This window comes from Mesorhizobium sp. M7D.F.Ca.US.004.03.1.1, from assembly GCF_003998635.1.
Lineage (GTDB): Bacteria > Pseudomonadota > Alphaproteobacteria > Rhizobiales > Rhizobiaceae > Mesorhizobium > Mesorhizobium loti.
This window is the reverse complement of the sequence record NZ_RZQG01000018.1, coordinates 1-20836: the sequence shown is the minus strand read 5'-3', so window position 1 is coordinate 20836 and position 20836 is coordinate 1. Positions and strand designations below refer to the sequence as shown.

17 protein-coding genes are annotated in these 20836 nt (G+C 59.4%); 7 read left to right on the top strand and 10 right to left on the bottom strand.

Going from position 1 to position 20836, the window contains the following annotated elements; translation table 11 throughout:
* A partial coding sequence (locus EN935_RS40625) for a hypothetical protein (protein ID WP_206534486.1) occupies nt 1-379 on the bottom strand: 379 nt, incomplete at its 3' end.
* A 565-nt stretch (nt 380-944) separates the two neighbouring features.
* On the opposite strand from EN935_RS40625, the gene EN935_RS02610 reads away from it, so the two are divergent.
* From EN935_RS02610 to EN935_RS02595, 4 genes are all read left to right on the top strand, one after another.
* Nucleotides 945-1361, top strand: a complete 417-nt coding sequence (locus EN935_RS02610) for a MucR family transcriptional regulator (protein WP_109672152.1) — start codon at nt 945-947, stop codon at nt 1359-1361.
* Nucleotides 1362-1736: 375 nt separating this feature from the next.
* Entirely contained in the window at nt 1737-3053 is a 1317-nt protein-coding gene (locus EN935_RS02605; RefSeq protein ID WP_164757628.1) for a GMC oxidoreductase, read from the top strand.
* A 502-nt stretch (nt 3054-3555) separates the two neighbouring features.
* On the top strand, nt 3556-4329 hold the full coding sequence (locus EN935_RS02600; protein ID WP_126068050.1) for a response regulator transcription factor: 774 nt from the start codon (nt 3556-3558) through the stop codon (nt 4327-4329).
* A gap of 128 nt (nt 4330-4457) precedes the next feature.
* A complete protein-coding gene (locus EN935_RS02595) occupies nt 4458-5222 on the top strand; it encodes a Crp/Fnr family transcriptional regulator (protein ID WP_126068051.1) in 765 nt (254 codons plus the stop codon).
* Between the two features lie 32 nt (nt 5223-5254).
* Here EN935_RS02595 and EN935_RS02590 read toward each other — a convergent pair whose 3' ends face one another.
* Complete coding sequence (locus EN935_RS02590) at nt 5255-6439, bottom strand: acyltransferase (RefSeq protein WP_109672163.1); 1185 nt, start codon at nt 6437-6439, stop codon at nt 5255-5257.
* A 464-nt stretch (nt 6440-6903) separates the two neighbouring features.
* Here EN935_RS02590 and EN935_RS02585 point away from each other — a divergent pair, with 464 nt between their 5' ends.
* Nucleotides 6904-8874, top strand: coding sequence for an acyltransferase family protein (locus tag EN935_RS02585; RefSeq protein WP_164757627.1), 1971 nt, complete (start codon nt 6904-6906; stop codon nt 8872-8874).
* Nucleotides 8875-8888: 14 nt separating this feature from the next.
* Here EN935_RS02585 and EN935_RS02580 read toward each other — a convergent pair whose 3' ends face one another.
* Genes EN935_RS02580 through EN935_RS02550 form a run of 7 tightly spaced genes read right to left on the bottom strand, consistent with a single transcriptional unit; the run spans nt 8889 to nt 15828 of the window.
* Nucleotides 8889-9992, bottom strand: coding sequence for a NeuD/PglB/VioB family sugar acetyltransferase (locus EN935_RS02580; protein WP_127263295.1), 1104 nt, complete (start codon nt 9990-9992; stop codon nt 8889-8891).
* Between the two features lie 6 nt (nt 9993-9998).
* Nucleotides 9999-10931, bottom strand: a complete 933-nt coding sequence (locus EN935_RS02575; RefSeq protein WP_127263294.1) for a transketolase C-terminal domain-containing protein — start codon at nt 10929-10931, stop codon at nt 9999-10001.
* Nucleotides 10932-10934: 3 nt separating this feature from the next.
* Nucleotides 10935-11942 carry a thiamine pyrophosphate-dependent dehydrogenase E1 component subunit alpha gene (locus tag EN935_RS02570; RefSeq protein WP_127373154.1) on the bottom strand — a complete coding sequence of 336 codons (1008 nt, stop codon included), beginning with the start codon at nt 11940-11942 and terminating at the stop codon, nt 10935-10937.
* Nucleotides 11942-13117 (bottom strand): DegT/DnrJ/EryC1/StrS family aminotransferase, encoded by a 1176-nt coding sequence (locus EN935_RS02565; protein WP_126068056.1) that lies wholly within the window; start codon nt 13115-13117, stop codon nt 11942-11944. The genes EN935_RS02570 and EN935_RS02565 overlap by 1 nt, the downstream gene beginning before the upstream one ends.
* 19 nt (nt 13118-13136) lie before the next feature.
* Complete coding sequence (locus tag EN935_RS02560) at nt 13137-13814, bottom strand: PIG-L deacetylase family protein (RefSeq protein WP_109672179.1); 678 nt, start codon at nt 13812-13814, stop codon at nt 13137-13139.
* Nucleotides 13811-14473, bottom strand: coding sequence for a sugar transferase (locus tag EN935_RS02555; RefSeq protein ID WP_127265263.1), 663 nt, complete (start codon nt 14471-14473; stop codon nt 13811-13813). The genes EN935_RS02560 and EN935_RS02555 overlap by 4 nt, the downstream gene beginning before the upstream one ends.
* Nucleotides 14470-15828, bottom strand: coding sequence for a polysaccharide biosynthesis/export family protein (locus EN935_RS02550; protein WP_127265264.1), 1359 nt, complete (start codon nt 15826-15828; stop codon nt 14470-14472). Before EN935_RS02550 ends, EN935_RS02555 begins: the two co-directional genes overlap by 4 nt.
* Nucleotides 15829-16047: 219 nt before the next feature.
* On the opposite strand from EN935_RS02550, the gene EN935_RS02545 reads away from it, so the two are divergent.
* Together EN935_RS02545 and EN935_RS02540 are read left to right on the top strand one after the other, a co-directional pair.
* A complete protein-coding gene (locus EN935_RS02545) occupies nt 16048-17199 on the top strand; it encodes a glycosyltransferase (RefSeq protein WP_281038499.1) in 1152 nt (383 codons plus the stop codon).
* A gap of 66 nt (nt 17200-17265) precedes the next feature.
* Nucleotides 17266-18396: a glycosyltransferase family 4 protein gene (locus EN935_RS02540; RefSeq protein WP_127265265.1), complete on the top strand. Its 1131-nt coding sequence runs from the start codon at nt 17266-17268 to the stop codon at nt 18394-18396.
* Between the two features lie 21 nt (nt 18397-18417).
* Here EN935_RS02540 and EN935_RS02535 read toward each other — a convergent pair whose 3' ends face one another.
* On the bottom strand, nt 18418-20685 hold the full coding sequence (locus EN935_RS02535; RefSeq protein WP_281040303.1) for a polysaccharide biosynthesis tyrosine autokinase: 2268 nt from the start codon (nt 20683-20685) through the stop codon (nt 18418-18420).
* Between the last annotated feature and the right edge of the window lie 151 nt (nt 20686-20836).

Genomic DNA, 20836 nt, shown 5'->3' with positions numbered 1-20836 from the left:
CTCCAGCCTCGCTTGACGCAGTGCTAAGGGTAGCGCCACCGGTCTCGCCGGCGCCTCCAGCCTTGCCACCGGTCTCGCCGGCGCCTCCAGCCTTGCCACCGGTCTCGCCGGCGCCTCCAGCCTTGCCACCGGTCTCGCCGGCGCCTCCAGCCTTGCCACCGGTCTCGCCGGCGCCTCCAGCCTTGCCGCCGGTCTCGCCGGCGCCGCCAGCCTTGCCGCCGGTCTCACCGGCACCACCAGCCTTGGCGCCGGTCTCACCGGACGAACTTACTAGGACGCCGGACTCTCCAGCGGCGCCGGCATAGGAAATCCCGACCGTGCCCAGAGCAAAGAATGCCCCCACCAGCAACTTCGCCGTCGTTGTAACTTTAGTGGTCATATCGTCTCCTGATATTCGAGCTCCCCCGCATAATTAATAATCGGATTCTCTGGGAAAGGTTATTCAAAATCACGTTTGCCTTGGACACATTTGATGACAGTGTGACACGAGATTACCGATGTATAAATAGGGGCTATCTTGAGTAATAAAAAATACAATGGTATCATGCGCCTAGAGTAATTTTGAAACAGTCGCCAAAAATTAGAAGTTAGGACTCCCCAATGGGGTGAAGCATATGCAGGATATTTAAGTGATATCGGGCAGGAGGTGCATCGAGTTCAGCGAATTTCAAGAAAACACCGAGCAAACGCAGCACGCGGACGCGAGGCCGACGAATGGGCGCACCTTGGCCATCACTATCGGTTACCACTTTTGGATGGATTCAGCGCCACCAAGGGCAATTGACAGAAGTGGCGCCTAGAGATGCCATTGAAGGGTTCCAAGCGCGGGGGAGATCAGGGGCGCGTGCTCCCGATTTGATGTTGGGCAGTTCGGCAGACGAGCGATCCAGACATGCTCCGCATTTGGCTACGGACGACAACCATCGTCAGCCGAGAGCGGATCCATGGCCCCTGACCCCGTCGATCACCTGGAATCAACTGTCAAGATTGTCTCGGCCTTTGTCAGCAGGAACCGAGCCTCACGTTCTGATCTGGTGGATCTGGTCCAGAATGTCGGCCGCACATTGCAGGCCCTCGCGGGAGGCACGGAAAAAACCAAACCGAAGCTTGTTCCCGCCGTACCAATCAGCAAATCGGTGACCCCGGATTTCATCATTAGCCTGGAGGATGGACGCAGGATGAAATCATTGAAGCGGTATCTGACCTCGATTGGAATGACACCGGCCGACTATCGCAAGAAATGGGGTTTGCCGCCCGACTACCCGTTGGTGGCGCCGAATTTCACCGCACTGCGTTCGCAAGCGGCAAAGAGGATCAGGCTTGGACAGCGGATCGCCAGTGATCAGACCTCACGAACCTGACCGCATTGCTCTGCGGCCATTCAACCTCAGTTCTCCCTTGCGCTGTTCGGGTGATGATTTTGCCGCGCCGGCCGCCTGCTCGCGATTCATGCCGCCATGATAGAGGATTGCGACAGCATTCCCCACGGTACGTGCCTGGAAGCAGATCTGTGCATCGTGGGGGCGGGCGCAGCCGGCTTGGCACTGGCTTCACAGTTTGAAGGAACGCGACATCGTGTATGCATCATCGAGAGCGGCGGGCTGACATACGAACACTGGCGCCAAAGACTTTCGCGCGGCCGCTCTGTAGGCAGACCCTACGAGGCGCTCGACCTTTGCCGTATCCGACAGTTTGGCGGCAGTACCGGCAGAGCTGGTTGGGGCGGGTGGTGCAAGATGCTGGACCACATCGATTTCGAGGCTCGGTCTTGGATCCCGATGAGCGGATGGCCCGTCGACCGTAACTCGCTTCTCCCCCATTATGAAACAGCGGCCGGTTTGTTGGGCATCGAGGACTTGCAAGCCGAATGGCCGGCCTCTGCAGTTCTGCCTATGAATGGGCCGCTCTTTTCAGAACGATGCTTTCTCAGTCCCATCCCGGATTTGGGGGCGACACTGCGCGCCAGGCTGCAAGCGGCGAAAAATGTGCAGGTTGTCCTGCACGCCACGGCCTTGCGGTTAGACACCGACACATCCGGAAGATGGGTTCGCTCCATCGAGGTGGCCAGTACGCCAGACAGGCGTTTCCGGATCGAAGCACGATCATTTGTGCTGGCCTGCGGCGGAATCGAAAACGCGCGCCTGCTCTTGGTTTCGAACCAACAGATGCCGAATGGGATAGGCAACCAGCATGACCTCGTTGGCCGCTATTTCATGGAGCATCCCCGCGTAAAATGGGGAAGCCTGCAGATCTGCCGTCCTGACTCCGCCATAGCCTTTCACGTGCCATCCGCTGAGGCTCGCAGGCCCTATCTGTCGCAGGCAAAACACTGTGACGTGACCGCTGCGTTCGGACTGGCGCTGCGCCCAGAGATTCGGGAAAGTGAACGCCTTCTCGGCTCCCGGACGTGGATCAAGCCGGGACCTTGCGCCAACGATTGGGATGGTTCCGAAGCGTTGCATTATCTTGCATTCTGGCTGCGGAAGGGACGCCTGCATCGTGACCTTATTAAGAGTGGCCGCACCATCCTTCGCCATCCCGCAGGATCCATCGCGTCGGCTATCGACCGCATCGGGCGCTCACGCCGGTGGGCAGGGCACTTCCACTTTGATACCATCCTCGAACAGGAACCGGACCCGGAAAGCCGGGTCACGCTGGATACAAGGCTTGACGAATTCGGTCTCCCGCGCGTGAAGCTGGAATGGAGGGTGGGACCTCTCGTTCGGCGCACACTTCAGCGAGTGCAGACGATCGTCACCGACGAGATGCGGATGTTGGGGCACAGAAGCGATGTCCTGGCTTGCGCCCACGGGACCCCAGCCTACGGGGACGATATCCCATACCGATGGGTCAGGCACCACATGGGCACAACGAGGATGAGCAACGACCCGCGGACTGGCGTGGTCGATGCCACGTGCCAGGTGCACGGCCTCGCGAACCTTTTCGTCGCCGGGAGTTCCGTCTTTCCCACCGGGGGGAATGACATGCCCACCCTGACGATTGTTGCACTCGCCATTAAGTTGGGCGAGCACCTTCAGCAGTGGCTCGAGTAGGGATCAATTTCGCGTTCGCAGAGCCAAATTGACAGAGGCTGCGCGCGGAGGCGTCAGCCGTCTCTCGGCTCGTTGCTTGAAAATCGAATGCACGCGATTCCAAGGATAAACTTTCGTATCACAATGATACAACTGCAAGTTTACTTGATATACTTTGTAGGTGGATGCGAGCGTTTACAACTCTGAAACTCGCTTCGAGTGAGATACCTGCCTGCGGTTGGTTACAGACAGCATCGGGTGCAGCCCGGCACCCTTCTGGTTGATGGTACACCTTTTGGTGGAGCCGGCCACAACCTCACGACATCTGCCTTTCTCCGGTCTAATCCTATCAAAAATATGCGATTATATTCACGCTGTGCGTTTTGTCACACCGCCTCTGGAATCTGCAAGTTATTACTAATGCATTAAGGAGGTCATTAAGGAGGTGGGTTTTCGAAGGCGGATTCTCCGTTGGGGTGAATTCCGCTCGTGTTGAGTTGAACCTTTGGGTTGGGGATAAGCCATGACAATTCTGTCCAATACCGATCAGCCGGTCAAAATCGATCTGGCTGCCTATTCACCTGTTGCCAATGTCAATCATGTCGGACCTGCCCCCTTCCGGGGGGAGTTGGAGATCGCGATTATCGATGACAGGCCGCTGATGTGCGACTGCTTCGCCAGTAGCCTTGAGCTCATCGAGCCATCCTTTCGCATCCAGCGCTATCCGACCGTCGAAGCGTTCGACGCCGCCAGTCAAGAGGAGACCGAACGCGTTTCCACCGTCCTGCTCTGTGTCATGTGGTCGAACTCTCAAGCAGACTATCATCTTTCGCGGATTGCCCATCTCAAGGCGACGAGACCATCTCTGGGAATCGTGATGCTGTCGGATATCGAAAGCCTTGATGATATTCTCAAAGCAGTAGAAAGCGGCTCGCGCGGCTACATCCCAACGAGCGTCAGCTTGCAGGTTGCGGCAAAGGCGATTCAGCTTGTCGCCGCCGGTGGCACTTTCATACCGCCCAGTGTTCTCTTTAATTCGGGCCAGGCGATCAAGGACAGCCAACCAGCCAAGCAGCCGCAAGGCGACAATGTTTTCACGTCACGCCAGATGGCGGTGATCGAAGCGTTGCGTCGAGGCAAGGCCAACAAGGTGATCGCGTACGAGCTCAACATGTGCGAAAGCACAGTTAAGGTGCACATTCGCAATGTCATGAAAAAGCTTCGCGCGAGGAACCGGACCGAGGTAGCCTACATCCTTAACACAACGCCTTATGAGGGTGTGAGCATACGGAATTGAGGCATGGCTGCGCCTCGGTCAAGAAGTGATGAGTTTTTTGCCCGCGGCAACGATGCCGGTTGGCGTCAGCAGGCCCTCGATCTAGAGGGCCTGCTGACGACTCGACATTTTGCAGGGGGCAAGAAGAAGTGAAACAACCGTCCGATCGTTTTTCGGCTTCGCAGACGGAGAGGGAGACCACTCCCGCAGCCGACAGAAACACGTCACAAAATCCGGATCTGAGCGATATCGAGCATTTCCACGCTGTTCGTCCTTCCACGCTGGCCGAGATGAACCGCCGCTGTCACTGGTTCCACCTTGAAGACGGTGATGTCTTGATCCCGGCCGGTGAAAGGGTCGATCGAGTCTTTTTTCTTTTGACGGGCGAGCTTCGCTTCCCTGTCTATACCCGTACAGGCAAAATAGTCTGGCTCCCGTCAGCGCACCAGGGATCCCTCGTCAATGGAGTGGCGTTAAGCGGTGATCTTCTTGTGGTGCCTTATTCGATTGAAGCCGCGGGACCATGCACCATCGCCTCCATCGGAAATCGGGCCTTCCTGGATATTGTCAAGAACGATCCCGAGGCGCTTCAAGCCATCGTCCAAATGTTGGTCGAACGCCAGCATGCGCTTGTCGAGCATATCGTCGAACTCTCGACGCTCAGCGTTCGATCGCGCGTGCACAGCGAATTGCTGCGCTTATGTGTCGAACATATCGACAATGACGGTTCGGCTGTGATTTCTCCTATTCCCACGCATACGGATTTGGCCAATCGCATCGGCACGCATCGCGAAGCCGTAGCCCGCGAACTCAGCTACCTGCAGAGTGTCGGGATAGTGCTGCGCCGCGCAAAAGAGCTTTATGTGCCCGATTTGTCCCGGTTGACGGATTTGCTGTCCAAGTCTGACGATTAATCAGTTGTGCCATGGACTGCGCAGCGACGGCGTTACCCTCGCGGCCATGCGAATCGTTTGGTCCCTAAGCCAAGCCACGACCGGACTGCATTCGGCTGCGATGTCGAGCGGTAGATCTTCTGACGATAGACGAACTCATAGGGCCATAGCTCCAGGGTGCGGTTCGCGAAATGCGTGAGTATCCACGTGATCGCGCTCGCCACCACAACGAAGGCGCCCATCGAGACGACGACGTTGGCGGTGAAGAGGTGAGCGTGCGAAAAGATGGAGCGGGTCAGAAAATAGGTATAGGGGTGCACTAGGTACAGGCTGTAGCTGACCGTTCCGAAGTAGCGAAGAAGCCGATTGCCGAGAACCAGCGCCGTCAAGCTGTTTCGCGACACCGCAAGGCAGAAGTACAGCGCTGTCGCGGCGACCAGCACTGGCACTTCGGCATTCTGGAAATCGGACCAGTGATAATCGTAGTGGCCGCGGGCGGATAGAAGGACACAAGTTGCCAGGGCCGCGCTCTCGGCGAGCCGATGGTGACCAACACGCACCCATTCATATCGATCGAAGGCGAGTCGGATCAGCCCGCCCGCGACGAAATACAAGGCAATCGGGTATCTGGCGATAAAGAACGCTGCAAGCAGACTCAAAACGGCGATGCCGAGCTTGCTGGGGCGATGAATCGCGAGGAACACGAAGGCGCCGGTAAACACATAGAACCAGACCTCGAAGGTCAGGCTCCAGGCATTCGGCGTCAACTGCTCTGTGTGGGTGAAAAGATTCAGGAACGTTAGTCCCGCGACAATTGCGGTGAAATTGTTGGTGTCGGGATAAAGGTTCGTTGCTGCGTTCAGCGCGACGTACAGCACGCTGAGAACAAAGAACAGCGGATAGACGCGCAGGAACCGACGGGCAGCAAACTCACGCGGACTGTAGTGCAGCGCACTCGGAAGGATAACGAAGCCGCTGATGGCGAAGAAAAGGCACACCCCGAAGGTGCCGAAATTCCAGAAGGGGCCAATGGCAGCGACATAGGCCGAATTCGAGGCGTAGATGTGCTCCGCCGTGCCCCCTAGGAGATGCGCGAAGAACACCATCAGCGAAGCAACACCGCGAAGCCCGTGCGCAGCCACATTGAATGACTTGTCGGAAGTTGGCTTCTCGGAGGCTTCGCGCAGAAAATGCTGCGCATCCGATGAATTCCGAGGATGGGGATGCACAACAGCCATTTGAGCCTCAAATTGGACCCCGCAGACCGCTACACCCTACATCAATCCAGGTTTCGCACTGCTTGGGAATTCGAAGGACACCCCTCCCCAAAAGTAGTGGGCTGCCACAGAAACCTTCACCGGATGATCAAATAGCGGCCTGCGGCACCCGACGCCAACGCAGGCGTCATCCTCATTGCTGGAGAGAGCCGGACCGCAACCCAGGCACCCTGATTGCCTCGAACAGTTGCGCGCGGGGGAAATTCTTCGATCTGCTCGCATCCTGCTGTTCCAGGCGCAATTTAGACTGCAAACCTAGTACGATTTAAGCCGCAGGCTACCCCTTATGGCGGGCGCACATCGGCGCAAGAGTGCCGTTATACAGGATCGGTATGTCACACTCTCAGGCTCATCCGCGCAGCCTCGCTGCAGGCGTGATGTTGGACTGTCGAAAACCCTCGCGCCCAGCACCGCACCATACAGCATTGGCGACACCAACCTATCGACCCGACATCGATGGTTTGCGCGCCATCGCCGTCGTTTCGGTTGTGCTGTTCCACGCCGGTTTCACAATGTTCAGTGGCGGGTATGTAGGTGTCGACATTTTCTTTGTCATCTCCGGCTATCTGATCGCCCAAATGATCGCCAGGGATCTGCAAGCGGGCGAGTTCTCGGTCTGGCACTTCTATGAGCGGCGTATACGCCGCATTTTTCCCGCGTTGTTCGTCATGCTGGCAGTCTGTACGCTCGCATGCGCCTTCATCTTCTTGCCCGACGACTTCAGACGCTTCGGTCGCAACTCCGTCGCGACGGCTCTCTTCTCGTCCAACATCGGGTTTTGGCTGAAGACGGGCTATTTTGACGGGGAAACCTACGACCAGCCACTTATCCACACCTGGTCACTGGCGGTGGAGGAGCAGTTCTACATCCTGTTTCCTCTGTTTCTGGCGTCCATTTGGTGGTTGGGCCTTCGCAATGTCCGCTTTCTCCTGGCGAGCGCTGCAGGAATTTCGTTTCTCGCAACTGTAGCGGTGATGCAGTACGACGCCGCTGCTGCCTTTTACCTCACTCCGTTCAGGGCGTGGGAGCTGCTGTCGGGCAGCCTTCTGGCACTTGGAGTCTTCCCACGCCTCACCAAGCGTTGGCAGTGCGAAATGGCGACCGCGGCCGGATTGCTGCTGATCACGATTGCCGCGCTGAGCTATTCCGATGTGACTTCATTCCCCGGCGTCGCGGCACTCCTTCCATGTGTTGGCGCTGCCCTTGTCATTCACGGAGGCAGTGACGCGAGTTGCTCGCTCACACGGCTGATTTCAACGAAGCCATTCGTCGGTGTGGGGCTGATAAGCTATTCCCTGTATCTTTGGCATTGGCCCCTGATTGTCCTGGTTGGTTATCTGGCAATCAATGAGCTCAGTTCTCTTCAGTCAGCCGCTCTGGTGGCTGTCTCGTTCATGATGGCGCTCATATCCTGGCGATACATCGAACTCCCGGCGCGGGCAGCCCGCCGGCTACCAGTCCTGGCTGGGGGTGCTTTGGCCATCGTCGCCGTGGCGATCACCGGCGCAGTCATCTACTTTGATAACGGCTGGCCGACGCGCTTTTCCAAAGATGTGAATGTGTTGTCCAGCTACGCTTTGTCCGCCAACCCTGAAGCGGATGAATGCGCGAATGTGTCGCTTCAGCTCGCTGCAAATTCCCCCTGTACGATAGGCTCATCCGCAAATGCCCGGATCTTTCTATGGGGAGATTCTCACGCGGGGGCGATGTTCGGTGCGATGTCCGACCTGGCCGCACACGGCGCAAGCACGGTCTATGGCGCGACCCCCCGCTGTCCTCCTCTCCTGGGCGTCGGAACGGACCGAGATTGCATCCGGGGAAACGATTTGCGGCTTAGGTACGCACTCAGCCGTCCCGAGCTGAAGACGGTCATAATCGCTGCCAGATGGTCTCTCTATCTCGAGGGGCGCGCGATCGAACTTGGACCAGCAGAACGAAACGGCAATCTGCCGCAGCTGCAGGATCGGGATGGCGTTCAATTCGACCGATTCTCCACCGAGGCGCGCCATGCGTTCGAAACATCTCTAAGGAGAACCGTGGGTCGGCTGCTGCAGGCCGGGAAAAAGGTGGTCATCGTCTATCCTGTCCCGGAGGTGGGTTATGACGTCCCCTCTACGGCTGCCCGGCTCGTTGCGCAGGGCCATGACCTGTCCAGCTTCAATATGCCCGAGGGCCTCTATCGGGAACGACAGCAGATCGCATTTGGCATCTTGAACAGGCTCGGCCGGCATGTCGGCCTCATTCGCATATATCCGACACAGGCACTTTGTCCGCAGGAGCGGTGTGTTGCCATGATGGATGGGAAACCGCTGTACTTTGACAGCCATCACCTTAGCATTCCGGGTTCCATGACACTCGTGCCGTTGCTCGCAAGAGCTCTGCGACAAGGCACCTGATGCCTCAATGGGATCTAGCGGAGATGTCGGCGGCCCTGAGCGTCAACGATGGTATCGTCTCCGACATTTGCGCTGATGTGCGCGCCATTGTGGATCAGGCAGCCGGAGCCGATCTGGACGCCCAGCAGCACCGTTGCGCCCATTCCCACGACAGTCATGGTCCCGACGCTCACCGCGCCGGCGAGGATGGCGCCCGGAGTCAGGTGCGCATTGTCCTGCACGATGCTGTCGTGGCAGACGATACTCCCCTGATTGACGATGACGTTGTTGCCGATCGTACAGCGCGGACCGATGCTGGCGCCGGCCAGGATATGGCAGCCATGCCCGATCCTGGTCGCCCTGGAGACGATCGCGGATGGATGGATCACAGGCGGCAGAACGAAGCCCATGGCCGAGGCGCGTTCAAACATTGCTCGCCTCGTCTCGCTTGACTGGGCTCCGCCGATGCCGATGAAGGCGTACCGCGTGCCTTCGGCAAGCAGACGCTCCAGGCTCTCTTCCGTACCGATCACCGAAATGCCGCCGCAGACCTGGTGGCCAACGGGCAGAGCCTGATCGGTACAACCGAGGATGTCGTATCCGGACCCATCGAGAGCATCGATCAAACAGGCGGCGTGGCCGCCGCCGCCGATGATAACAGCCCGCCGCATGGACGAGGATGGGACGACGGACTGCGCTCCGTCCGATCCTGCGGCTATGGCCCCGGATCGGCGGCTGGCCGCCGCGCGCACCTCGGCTTCGCCGATGCGGCCGTTGGAGGGACTGACATCCGCCAGGTCGACGCCGAGTTCGGACGCGGCCTTGCGGGCCTTGGCCGTAATCGCGATCTCGTTGACCGCGATGTCGGCCGGGTTGGCCATTCCGGATGCGGCGTCCGCATTTTCGTTGACGATTTCGCACAGTGTTGAGCCGACAGCGACGAAATCGCCGACGTTGACGTCGAGCCGGCCGATAACCCCTGCCTGGGGGGCCTCAACCTCGACGGCAGCCTTCGTGGTTTCAACGACAAAGAGAATAGCTCCTTGCTCTACGCTCTCACCCTGCACGACCCTGATCTCGATCAACTGAAGATTGTCCTCGTTGGCGTTAACCCGCGGGGCTTCGACAAGCACACTCATGAAAGCTTAGCCCTTCTTGAACAGATCGATGCAGGCCGCCTGGATGGCGTCCACGCCTGGCAGCAGATCATCCTCCCATTCGCGGCTCGAGGGAATGGGGTGGTCCGGTCCGGCCAATGCGCTGAAGTGCCTGACCCGACCGATCAGAGCGCGAGCGCATTCGGACGCGAAGCCCCAGCCGGGAGAGCCTTCCTCCACGGCGACAACGCGGCTGCAGCGGCCGACCTGGCTTCGGACATCCTCGCAAGGAAAGGGCGACAGCTGTTCAACGGCCACCACGGTGGTCGCAATTTCCTCCTCTTCGACGAGCTTTTTTGCGGCGGCAACCGCGTGCTCGACGCAACCCCCATATGTCAGGATCACGATGTCTGCATCCGGCGGGCGTGGAAGGGCGGCTGCGCCGAAAACAGGCCTCGAATACATGACCTTGTTTTCGATAATCAGGTGAGGGGACCGAGACGCGAGGGCCCGATGCAGAAGCGCACCCGGATCCGCATACTCGTGCGTTGCAGACACCGTGAGGCCTGGCACGCCGCAAAAATGCTTTTCCAGACTTTGCGAGTGCGTCGGCCCGTAGCCGCGCCGTCCACCCATGGGCGCGCGAATAATGATGGGCACCTCAACCTGATCGTTGTACATCCAGCGAAACTTGGCTGCGTGGTTGATGATCTGGTCGGCAGCAAGGGCGATGAAATCTCCGAACATGAGTTCGACGATAACAGGCCTGCCCTTGAGGGCCATGCCCGTCGCCATGCCTACAATGCCGCCCTCGCTGATCGGTGTGGTCCAGACACGATCCTGATAGGCCGTGGACAGGCCCTTGGTGACTTTGAAGGCACCGCCATAGGGATCGAGGACGTCCTCACCCATGACCACCAGCCTGAGATCGGCTTCCATAAGATCGTGTAGCGCGCGATTGATCGATTCGACGACGCGCATGGGTCAGCCTCTCGCCATGGCAGCCGCAGCTGCCGATTCGACTGCGCGGTCCACGGTAGATCGACAAAAGGCGTCGATCTCCTCGAAATCCGCGACGCGCTGGCGCATCGGGGGGATCGGATCCCGGGCTCGAGCCTGCTCAAGCCGCAAGGCCGGCCGGGTGTCATCTCCCTTGCTGTGGGGACCAATCCGTTCGGTCCGCAAATAGAGCCAGCACGGGCGGCCCTCGGCGCGGACATAGCCCACAGCCTCTTGGGCAAGCTCACATATTTCGACTGGATCATTGCCGTCATAAGCGAACGTGCGGATACCGAAAGGTTCAGCCCTGGCGATGATCGACCCGGAAACGGTGAGATTCTTTGGGGTGGTTTGGGCGATTTCGTTATCCTCGACCACAAAAAGCACGGGGGCACCGAAAACCGAAGCGAGGTTCAAGCTCTCGTAAACCGCTCCCTCTCCCATCGTGCCGTCGCCAAGGAAAACCACTGCCACGGCGCCTTCATCCTTTCGTGCCAGCGCGCAGCCAACCGCCACGGGTGCTATGCCTCCCTGGATCCCATTCGAGTGGAAGTTGCGGAAACACAGATGCTGACTGCCGCCGCGTCCTCCGCAAATACCGGTTACACGCCCCATGATCTCGGCGATCAGGCCTTCGACTTCACCCGAGTAGGCAATGAAATGACCGTGGCAGCGGTGGTTGCTCCAGACAATGTCGCGATCCCGGTCAAGAGCGTTGATCACCCCCACCGCATTGGCTTCCTGTCCAATGGATGTGTGCGTCGTGCCGAACAGGAGACCTTGGGAAAAAAGCTCGAGCAGGCGCTCCTCGACGAGCCGGACGAGGATCATCTGCTGATAGAGTCGGGCCACAATCGGCAATTCGAACCCGAGCAGCGTCCTTTCTGCTTGAGGGAGGGTAAGGTTCTGTAGTGCTGAAGACGGCACCAATTTCAGCTCTCCAAAAGAAGACGCTGGAATGTCTCCATCTTTCCGGATCGCAAGCTCGTTCATCAAGCCGCCTCGAGCTGGCGCGAAGCCGCAACAAGGATGGAGCGCGTCGTCGACGCTGCCGCCGTAGTCTCCTCGATGGTCCAGGACGGGTCGACCAGGAACGCGATGCTCGTTTCACCCATCTGCCGCGCGACTGGCAGTCGTTCGGGCGGCGCTACGCCGGCATCCGCGAAGGCATGCTCCAGATAAATCTCGGAGCAGCTACCCGAGAAGCATGGAACGCCGGCCGCATTGACGGCCGCAATCAGCTCGTCCCGCGACCATCCCGAAGACAACATCTCCGGCTTGATATAGAAATAGCATCGGTACCAGGCATGCCTGTGAGCCGGATCGAGCCGGGGCGTGTGTAGCATCGGCAAATCGGCAAGCGTCCTTATCCAGATGTTGGCGTTGCGCTCGCGTTGGCGAACCCAGTCTGGCAGACGTTCGAGCTGCCGCAAACCAAGCACGGCCTGGATGGACGTCATGCGCCAGTTCGTGCCGACGCTGTCGTGCAACCAGCGGAACCCGGTCGGCCGATGAGGGGCAAAGACCACATTGTAGTTCTTGCCGTGGTCCTTCAGGCTCCATGCGGCGAGCCACAATTTCCTGTCGTCCATGGCGACAAGTCCGCCCTCGCCGCCGGTCGTGATGATCTTGTCCTGGCAGAACGAAAACGCCGCGATATCACCGAAGGAGCCGATCGGTCGTCCGTTGTATTCGGCTCCATGCGCCTGAGCGCAATCCTCGATGACCTTGATGCCAGTGCGCTTTGCAAGCTCCATGATCGGCGCCATGTCGCACGGCCATCCGGCGATATGGACGACAATGACCGCCCTTGTTCGCGCTGTTATCTTCGGCGCGATCGTTTCAGCGGAAAGATTGCCCGATGTCGGGTCGACATCCGCGAAGACAGGTGTTGCGCCGGCGAACATGACGCAAGCGGCCGATGCGACGAAACTGCGGGGCGTTACGATGACCTCGTCGCCGGCGCCGATATGGAGGATCTTCATTGCAAGATCGAGCGCGAGGGAACCATTGGCCAGCGCCACCGCATGGCGTCGGCCGAGGCTGCGCGCGTAGGCTCGTTCGAATGTCTTCACATGGTCGCCGGTCCAGGCGTTCACCCGGCCAGACCGCAGAACATCCACAACGTCGGCTATCTGCTCTTCATCGTAAATCGGCCAGCGTTTCATCTTGGAGCACTCCTAGAATTCACATGACATTTCTCAGAAGGACAAAGGCCTCGGCCGCCCTCAGATGGACAGCGGTGCCCCTGACAATCGCCAGCGCCCGTAATGTTTCGATCGAACGCTCGTGCGGGAAATTCTTCATCTGCGAACCGAACATCGACGCAGCTTCGAGTTTGCGGTCGAGTGTCGATTCGATGTCTATGAAGACATTCGGCACGAAGGTCGGCGTGACATAGGGTGCATTCCAGTTCGTTTCCGACACCGTCTCGTAGGCCATGATCGTCCGTGGGTAGTGAGCCTGGGTGGGACGAGCCGCGACCAGCGACGACAGGAAGATCAGTTGGTGATCCATATGCACATCGCCGACGAAGGGGATCAGCAGCGTGTCCGGCTTGACCTCCTGCAGCAGAGCCTGCAACGCCGCGTTGACGGTCGAGTGTGGTGTCTGGGCGATCTGCGCCGCAGGCAGATCAAGCCAATGCGTCTGTCGTACGCCCAAACAGGCATGGGCCGTTTTTGCCTCACAGCGAACCCGTTGCGTCATCTCTTCCGTGAAGGCAGGTGGGCAGCCTCGCGTAACCACTGCAACATGGGCTTCCCCGCCTTCGGCAGCGATCCGGGCTATCGTGCCGCCACACCCCAGGACCTCATCGTCAGGATGCGGCGCGATCACCAGGATTCGACCAAGGGCTGGGCTCATGACCGAACCGTCCCGGCGGGCATCGCCTTCAGAGCGTGATCGACATGGCGGCGGTCAATATGTTCGCCCAACAGTGCCACCAGGACGGTCAGAACCAGTATCTGCAGATCAAGCCACAGGCTGCGGTTGCGCACATACCAGAGGTCAAGCGCCAGCTTTTCATTGTTGGTGAGGCGAGTGTTGCCGTTCACCTGTGCCCAGCCGGACAGGCCGGGCCGGACCGTACTGCGAATGCGCCCCAGCTCGCCGAACTCGGCGACGGTGGCCGGAAGCAACGGGCGCGGTCCTATGAACGCCATGTCGCCTGTGGCTATGGAGAGAAGTTGAGGCAGTTCATCGATACGGATGGCGCGCATCAACCGAGTGGCGGATGTCTCACGCAAAGCGTCAGGGAGCAGCGCGCCATCTGCATCTCGCCTCTCGTGCATCGTTCGAAACTTGCAGATGACAAAGGGACGAGTTCCCAGCCCGCTGCGAGTCTGCCGGAAGAATAGCGGACGGCCCACACTCAGCCAGACAACCGCGGCAGCCACGATCCATAGCGGCAGGCTGAGAACCAAAAGCACTACCGATGCGATCCTGCTGGGCATCGCCCGGCCGATCGGCACTCGAGCAGTCCACTCGCTGGTGCGAGCGATCGGGTTGCTGAGGCCGATCATTGCGACGGTCCGACCTGGACGGAAGGGGGAGCCGCCAAAGGAGCGTCCAGACGGCTTGCCAGATCCAGGGCATTGTCCAGGCGGTTTATCGACACCAAGATCGTATCGCCGGCCACAACCGCATCGTCGAGGGTCGCCACTTTGGTGGCGACCTGGCCGTTTAGCTTGCGGCGGATCTGGTAAGTGAACGCGATGGTGTTGTTGGTCCGTGTCTGCTCCGCGGCCAGTGAGCTCAGCAGCAGGATCTGCTCCTCGGTCGACTCGCGGACTGCGATCAGGCGTTCGATTTCAGAGTTGTGGGCTTGGAGGTCAGTCAGCGCGGTGTGCGTCCAGGTCTGAGTGGCGTCATCAAGGTCGCGCTGCAACTGGCTCAATTCCCGGCGCACTGTCGACGCCTGATTGTAGATTTCAAGCAGATGCGATTGCTGCGTGGTCGCCTCGCGCTCGGCGTTCGAGAGGTCTGTAAGCGTGACCAGACCTTTTTTGTTGAGGGCCCTGATGCGCTCGAGATCGGCTTGCGACGAAGCGATCACCGTCTTCTGTATCTCCGAAAGCTGTTGAATATTGGCGAGGGCGACATTCACTTCGTCGATCCCCGCCGAGAGCTGCTTGCGACGTGTGGTCAGCGCGTGTTGATCTGTCTCAAGGATGCGCTGTTCCGTCGGGAGCAGCGTTGCGATCAGATTGGCGTTCATGAGGCCCTTGACCTTGGCGGGCATATCCTGTTCCGAAATCTTGTCGTTGTTTGCCAACTGGGCCTTGATGCGCGCAGCAGCGATTGCTTCCTTGGCGATCTGGACCACGCTTTCGTCAAGAGTTCCGCGCAACCGGGCGCGCGTCACGACGCGGTCCTCGGCAGTGGCTCCGCCAGTCGATTGGCCGCCGGCAAGCGCCACTGCCTGCTCGACAGTCAGTGCTGGTTGATATGGAAACGAGCCCGGCGCCTTGACGTCCCCAAGGACGAAAATTGGACGGAAGCTGACCACCGCCAAGGCTATATGCGGGTCATTGAAGAACTCGCGATCGATGAACGCCTTACGGATATGGTTCAAGGCGTCGGGGACCGTCAGGCCGCCAACCTCGAAGCTGCCGATCAGCGGAATGTTGACTGCGCCATCACTGGCTACCGTCAGCTGTTCGGCAGGAAGCGAATCGTCGATGAAGTCGAACGACACCACATCGCCGACCGAGAGCTTGTAGTCATCGTTCGCCGCGGCCCAGGCAGCACTATGGCAAGCCAGGATCGTTGCAATCGCGGTAACCGCAATCCCTACAGTCCCTAACGCCTTCACAAGGATACCGACCCAGGCGCCTATCGATCGCCCGCTCCGCGCCGCATTGCAACAAGACGCCATGGAAGCCCACCACAGTAATTTCCTGTGAAGACCCTAGCGACACCTGCGCGAGGACCATGAGTCATACCTTTGGTGGAGCAGTGATAACCTTCGGTCTCGTGCCCACCCAATTTGGCTAACTGGATGTCGGCCGCAACCAACGTATGGTGCGGCTGGATACTGTCGGCCGATTGAACGCTTCCTCGTGACGGAGCGCCGCAGGCAGCTGGGAAGCTTTGCGTGCACACAAGTGTTCTACACACAATCACCAGTCTCGACGTTGGCGGCGCCCAGGTCATGCTCGCCCGCTTTCTTGGCCGGGTCGACCAAAACCGCTTCTCGTCTTCGGTTCTATCGCTGCTTTCACCCGGGCCGTTGGCCGCACAGGTGGAGCATACAAAATCGGGGCTCGTGTCGCTCAGCATGACGGAACGACCGCGGCCGCGCGATGTCGTTCGGCTGACGCGATCAGTAAGCAGGGCCGCCCCTGATCTTCTTCATGGATGGATGTATCACGGCAACCTCGCGGCAACGCTCGGCTCGGTGCTGGGGCTCAATTTCTCGCCGGTAATCTGGAGCATCCATCACACAGTTCGCGATCTCGCCGACGAGAAGCCGTTAACGCGCCATCTGATCCGGCTCTCTGCCCGTCTGTCGGGTCGCGCCAGCGCGATTTCATATTGCTCACGCGTGGCCGCCGACGATCACGAGCGTCTGGGCTTTGATCCGCGTCGGAGGGTGGTTATCCCGAATGGCACGGACTGTGATCAATTCTCTCCCTCGGCCGATGCCGGTTCGAAATTGCGCCGCCTGTTTGGCTTGCCGGCCGAACGGCTGATCATCGGCCACGTGGCCCGGTTTCATCCCATGAAGGACCAGATCAGCCTGGTCCGGGCCATCAGCCGTGTCCTGGCGCAGGGGTACGATGTTCAGGGCGTGTTTATCGGGGAGGGGCATGTCGACGGCCCGGTGCGGGTTGCTGCCCGCGAGCTCGGCATAGACGACCGGATTACAACGCCGGGCATCCGCAGTGACGTTGCCGACCTCATGCCGGGCTTCGATGTCTACGCGCTTTGCTCAGCCTGGGGCGAGGCCTTTTCCCTTGCCGTCGGCGAGGCGATGGCAAGTGGCGTACCGGCGGTGGTCACGGCAGTCGGCGACTCCGGCTGGCTGGTCGGTGACAGCGGAGTGGTCGTCCCACCGGGGGATAGTGATGCACTGGCCGCCGGGCTGATCAGCCTTGTCCGCCTTGAGCCGGCCGAGCGCCGCGCTCTGGGCCAACAGGCGCGTCGCCGGGTCATGGAGAACTTCTCGCTGTCGCTTTACGTCGATAGGCACCTGGAACTCTACGGAACGGCTCTGGGCCGTCGTCGCCATATCTCGGTCCGATAGGAGCGACTGGTGGTTGTTACGCATGCGAATGGAAGAGATCATTTTCCTGCTGCCGGGGATGGTGCGATGCGCCGCAAGCGGATCGTCGTCATCGCCAGTCTGACGCGTTCGCTCGTCAATTTTCGCCTCGAATTGTTGAAAGCCATGGTCGCCGCCGGGCACGAGGTCATCACACTCGCCCCCGATAATGACGAACAAGCCATCGCCAGGCTGGGTGCTATTGGCGTGAGCTTCCAACAGATTCCAATGGCCAGGACAGGCACCAATCCGCTGGCAGATCTGCAAACGCTCAAGGCGCTTTACAGGCTAATGCGCCGCCTGGCTCCGGACATCGTCCTGCCGTACACGATGAAGCCTATCATCTATGGTGGACTGGCGGCCCGGCTCGCAGGAGTACCTCGGCGGTTTGCACTCTTTACAGGGTTCGGCTTCATATTCAGCGGCAGCGTCACCGGATTGCGCGCAACTGTTCTGCGCCGGTTGAGCATTGCTCTCTACCGCTCGGCCTTGATCGGTTGCGAAGCTGTTTTCGCCTACAACGAAGCCGACGCTTCCGACATCCGACTCCATAGGATGGTTTCTGCGAAAACGCCGGTGATCAAGGTTGCAGGTTCCGGGGTCGATCTGACGCTGTTTGCCGCCAGCCGTCCACCGCCGGGGCCGCCCGTCTTCCTTCTGATTGCCCGCTTGCTTCGTGAAAAGGGGATTGCCGAGTTTGCCGCCGCCGCTCGCATCCTGAAGACCAAGCACCGTGCCGCGCGTTTCCAGATTCTCGGGCCATTTGATCCCAGTCCTCTCTCCATCTCGAAAGCCGAAATGGACCAGTGGACCAAGGAAGGAGCCGTGGAGTATCTCGGCGAAACGCACGATGTCAGCCCCTATCTGACCGCATCGACGGTGTTTGTACTGCCTTCCTACTATCGCGAGGGCATTCCTCGCAGCGCGCTGGAGGCCCTGTCGACAGGGCGGCCGATAATTACGACCAACGCACCTGGCTGCCAAGAAACCGTCATCGACGGGGAGAACGGTTTCCAGGTCAATCCGCGAGATGTAGATGCTCTGGCCTCGGCGCAGCGCGCCTTTCTTGAAGATGAGGAGCTCGCCGTGAAAATGGGCGCCAACTCAAGAAAGCTCGCGGAAGAACGCTTCGACGTTCACAAGGTAAACCATACCCTGCTCGAGGCGATGGGACTATAGCCGGTCGGGCCTTCACGACAGTCAAACGGGGAAATAGCGCCGGATCTGCTGCCGTCTCAGATAGGCTTTCCGGAACGCACCATGAGCCTGTTGGAAAGGGTCCACCCGGTTGAACACCCAGCCGATCGATGGGCCGCCGGTGAACCGCAGACGCTCGACGACCTGGGAGAGAGCCTCTTGCGTTGTGCTGTCGCACGCGGCCACGACCACGACAGTGTCCACAGAGGCAGCAATCCTGACTGCGTCCTCCAGAACGAGCATAGGCGGTGCGTCGATGATCACCACGTCGTACTCCAGCCGGAACGCTTCCAGTAATTTGGCAAGCTGGCTGGAGTTGAGGAATTCCGGCGAGGTCTGGTCGTCGGCACGCGGCGCCATCACATCGAGCTGCGGAATTTCAGGCAGGGTTTGGACGATTTCCGCCAGACCGCAATCTCCACGCAAATAGTCATCGAGTGTCTTGCTGGCGGAGCCGAGCCCCATGGAGGTGTGGAGGTGGCGGGTTCGCAAATCCAGATCGATCAGCGCAGTCAAGGCGCCATCCATTCCAGCGGCCATGGCAAGGCCCATCGCTGTCGTTGTCTTGCCTTCCTGGGGCAGGCCGGAAGTGACCAGAACAACATGTTTGACCCGCCCGCCGTTCATCCTGGTGCAGGCACTGTAAAGCGATCGGAAAGCGTCGGAAAAAGCCGACCGTGGTTTTGACAACAGGGTTTCGAGAGGGGGCAGGGCGGGACGCAGGAACTTCCGGGGCAATAGCGGGATCGACGCCAGCAGGGGAACGCGGATCAGCTTCGATACCCGTCGCGAATCCCGTACCCGTCCATCCATGCTTTCAAGTGTCAGCACAAGAATAAAGGCCAGAACAAGCGACGCTGCGAAACCGCCTGCCAGCATCAAGCGAAGCTTGGGAAAGGTAGGGGACGTCGGGATCTCCGCTGTGGAGACGGTTCGCACGCCGGGCTCGACCGCGTCGGAAAACGGGTCGAGACTGCCAAGCTTGCCGGACACAAGGTCGTTGAGTTTTTGCTCGGTCAACAGGTCGTTGTTCAGTTCACGCAACTTGGCTTCAGCCAGGCTCCTTTGACGCAGCTCTTCGTTGGAAGCCTGCAGGCTCTTGGTGAGCTGGTCCACCCGGCCTTCGTCGACGCGCACCTCATTTTCCAGGATTGCGATCGTCCGCAGCATCTCTTGAGAAATCATCGCACGGACGGCGGCAATTTTTGCATCGGCCTCTTGCACCAAAGGATGATTTCGACCGTAGTTGCCGGCAAGTTGCGCGCGATCCCTCGTTGCCGCCGCTTCGTCGTTGCGCAGGGTCGTCAGGAAGTCGGATGAGAGCAAGGGATCGACGCCGGCCCCTGTGTCGCCGTTCTTGGCCGCAAGCCTGACCTGGGCGAGGCGCGCCTGCGCTTGCGTGTACTCACCTCTGGCGGTGCTGAGCTGATCGTTGGCCTGCTGGATCGAGGCGCGCAGCAGATCATCGCGCGGATCGCTGGAAACGCCGTGTTCGCTCGCATATTTGGCGATCTGGCCTTCTATCGCAGCAATCCGCGACGCAAGCTCGGTCGATTGCTGTCGCAAAAAGCCGACGGCGTCCTTGATGTCCTGCCGCTTGTTGTCACGAGACCATTCCACAAACAGCCTAGCCGTCGCATTGGCCACATTGGCTGCCTTCACTGCGTCATCGTTGACAAACGAGATTGTCATCGCCGCGCTATCGCCGGAGCGCTGGAGTGACAGGCTTGCCAGATAGGAGGTAATTGCGCGGTCCTGCTGAACAGCCTTGTCCGGGAGAGACGTATCCTGCGCGTTGGCGCCGGTGACAACAGCGAGCATCTTTTTCGGTATCGAGACAATCAAGCCGACCGCTTGTGACAGCACTCCGGTTCCGGAAGTCCCGCTGGCGGCTGGCGGTAGATAGGTGTTGAAGTCCGAATCCTCGATCAGGTCCAGCCTGTCGACGACCAGGCCGGCAAATACGCGAGAGGTGATCAGATCCTGTTCGGTGTCCATTCGCGACTTGTCGGGCTGTTGGTTGGGCTGCGTCTGCGTGCTGCTGTCAAGCGGGTTGGCATCGCCGGTTTCGACAACGATCATGGAATTAGCCGTATACGTCTTGGGAAGTTCGAGGGCGGCGACAAGCGCAAGTGCGGTGACACCAATGATGATCGCGATGATCAACCGGAGGCGTCTACGGAACAGATCGTAGAGCTCACGAACGCCGAATGATCGTTCCTCCAACGGCTCGGGCGAATCCTGAAGGGATGGTCCCAGTCGATTCCACACACTGTTTTCGTCTATCAAGCTCACAGATCGGGCCCCTTAGATTTGTCTTTGTCGGTCTCGCCAGGTCTTCCAAAGCCGAGTTTCGAGACAACCCAAGCGACAAGTTTCTAACATGGATGCGCGGATGCCAGCGCGTTCAAGAGGCTTAGCC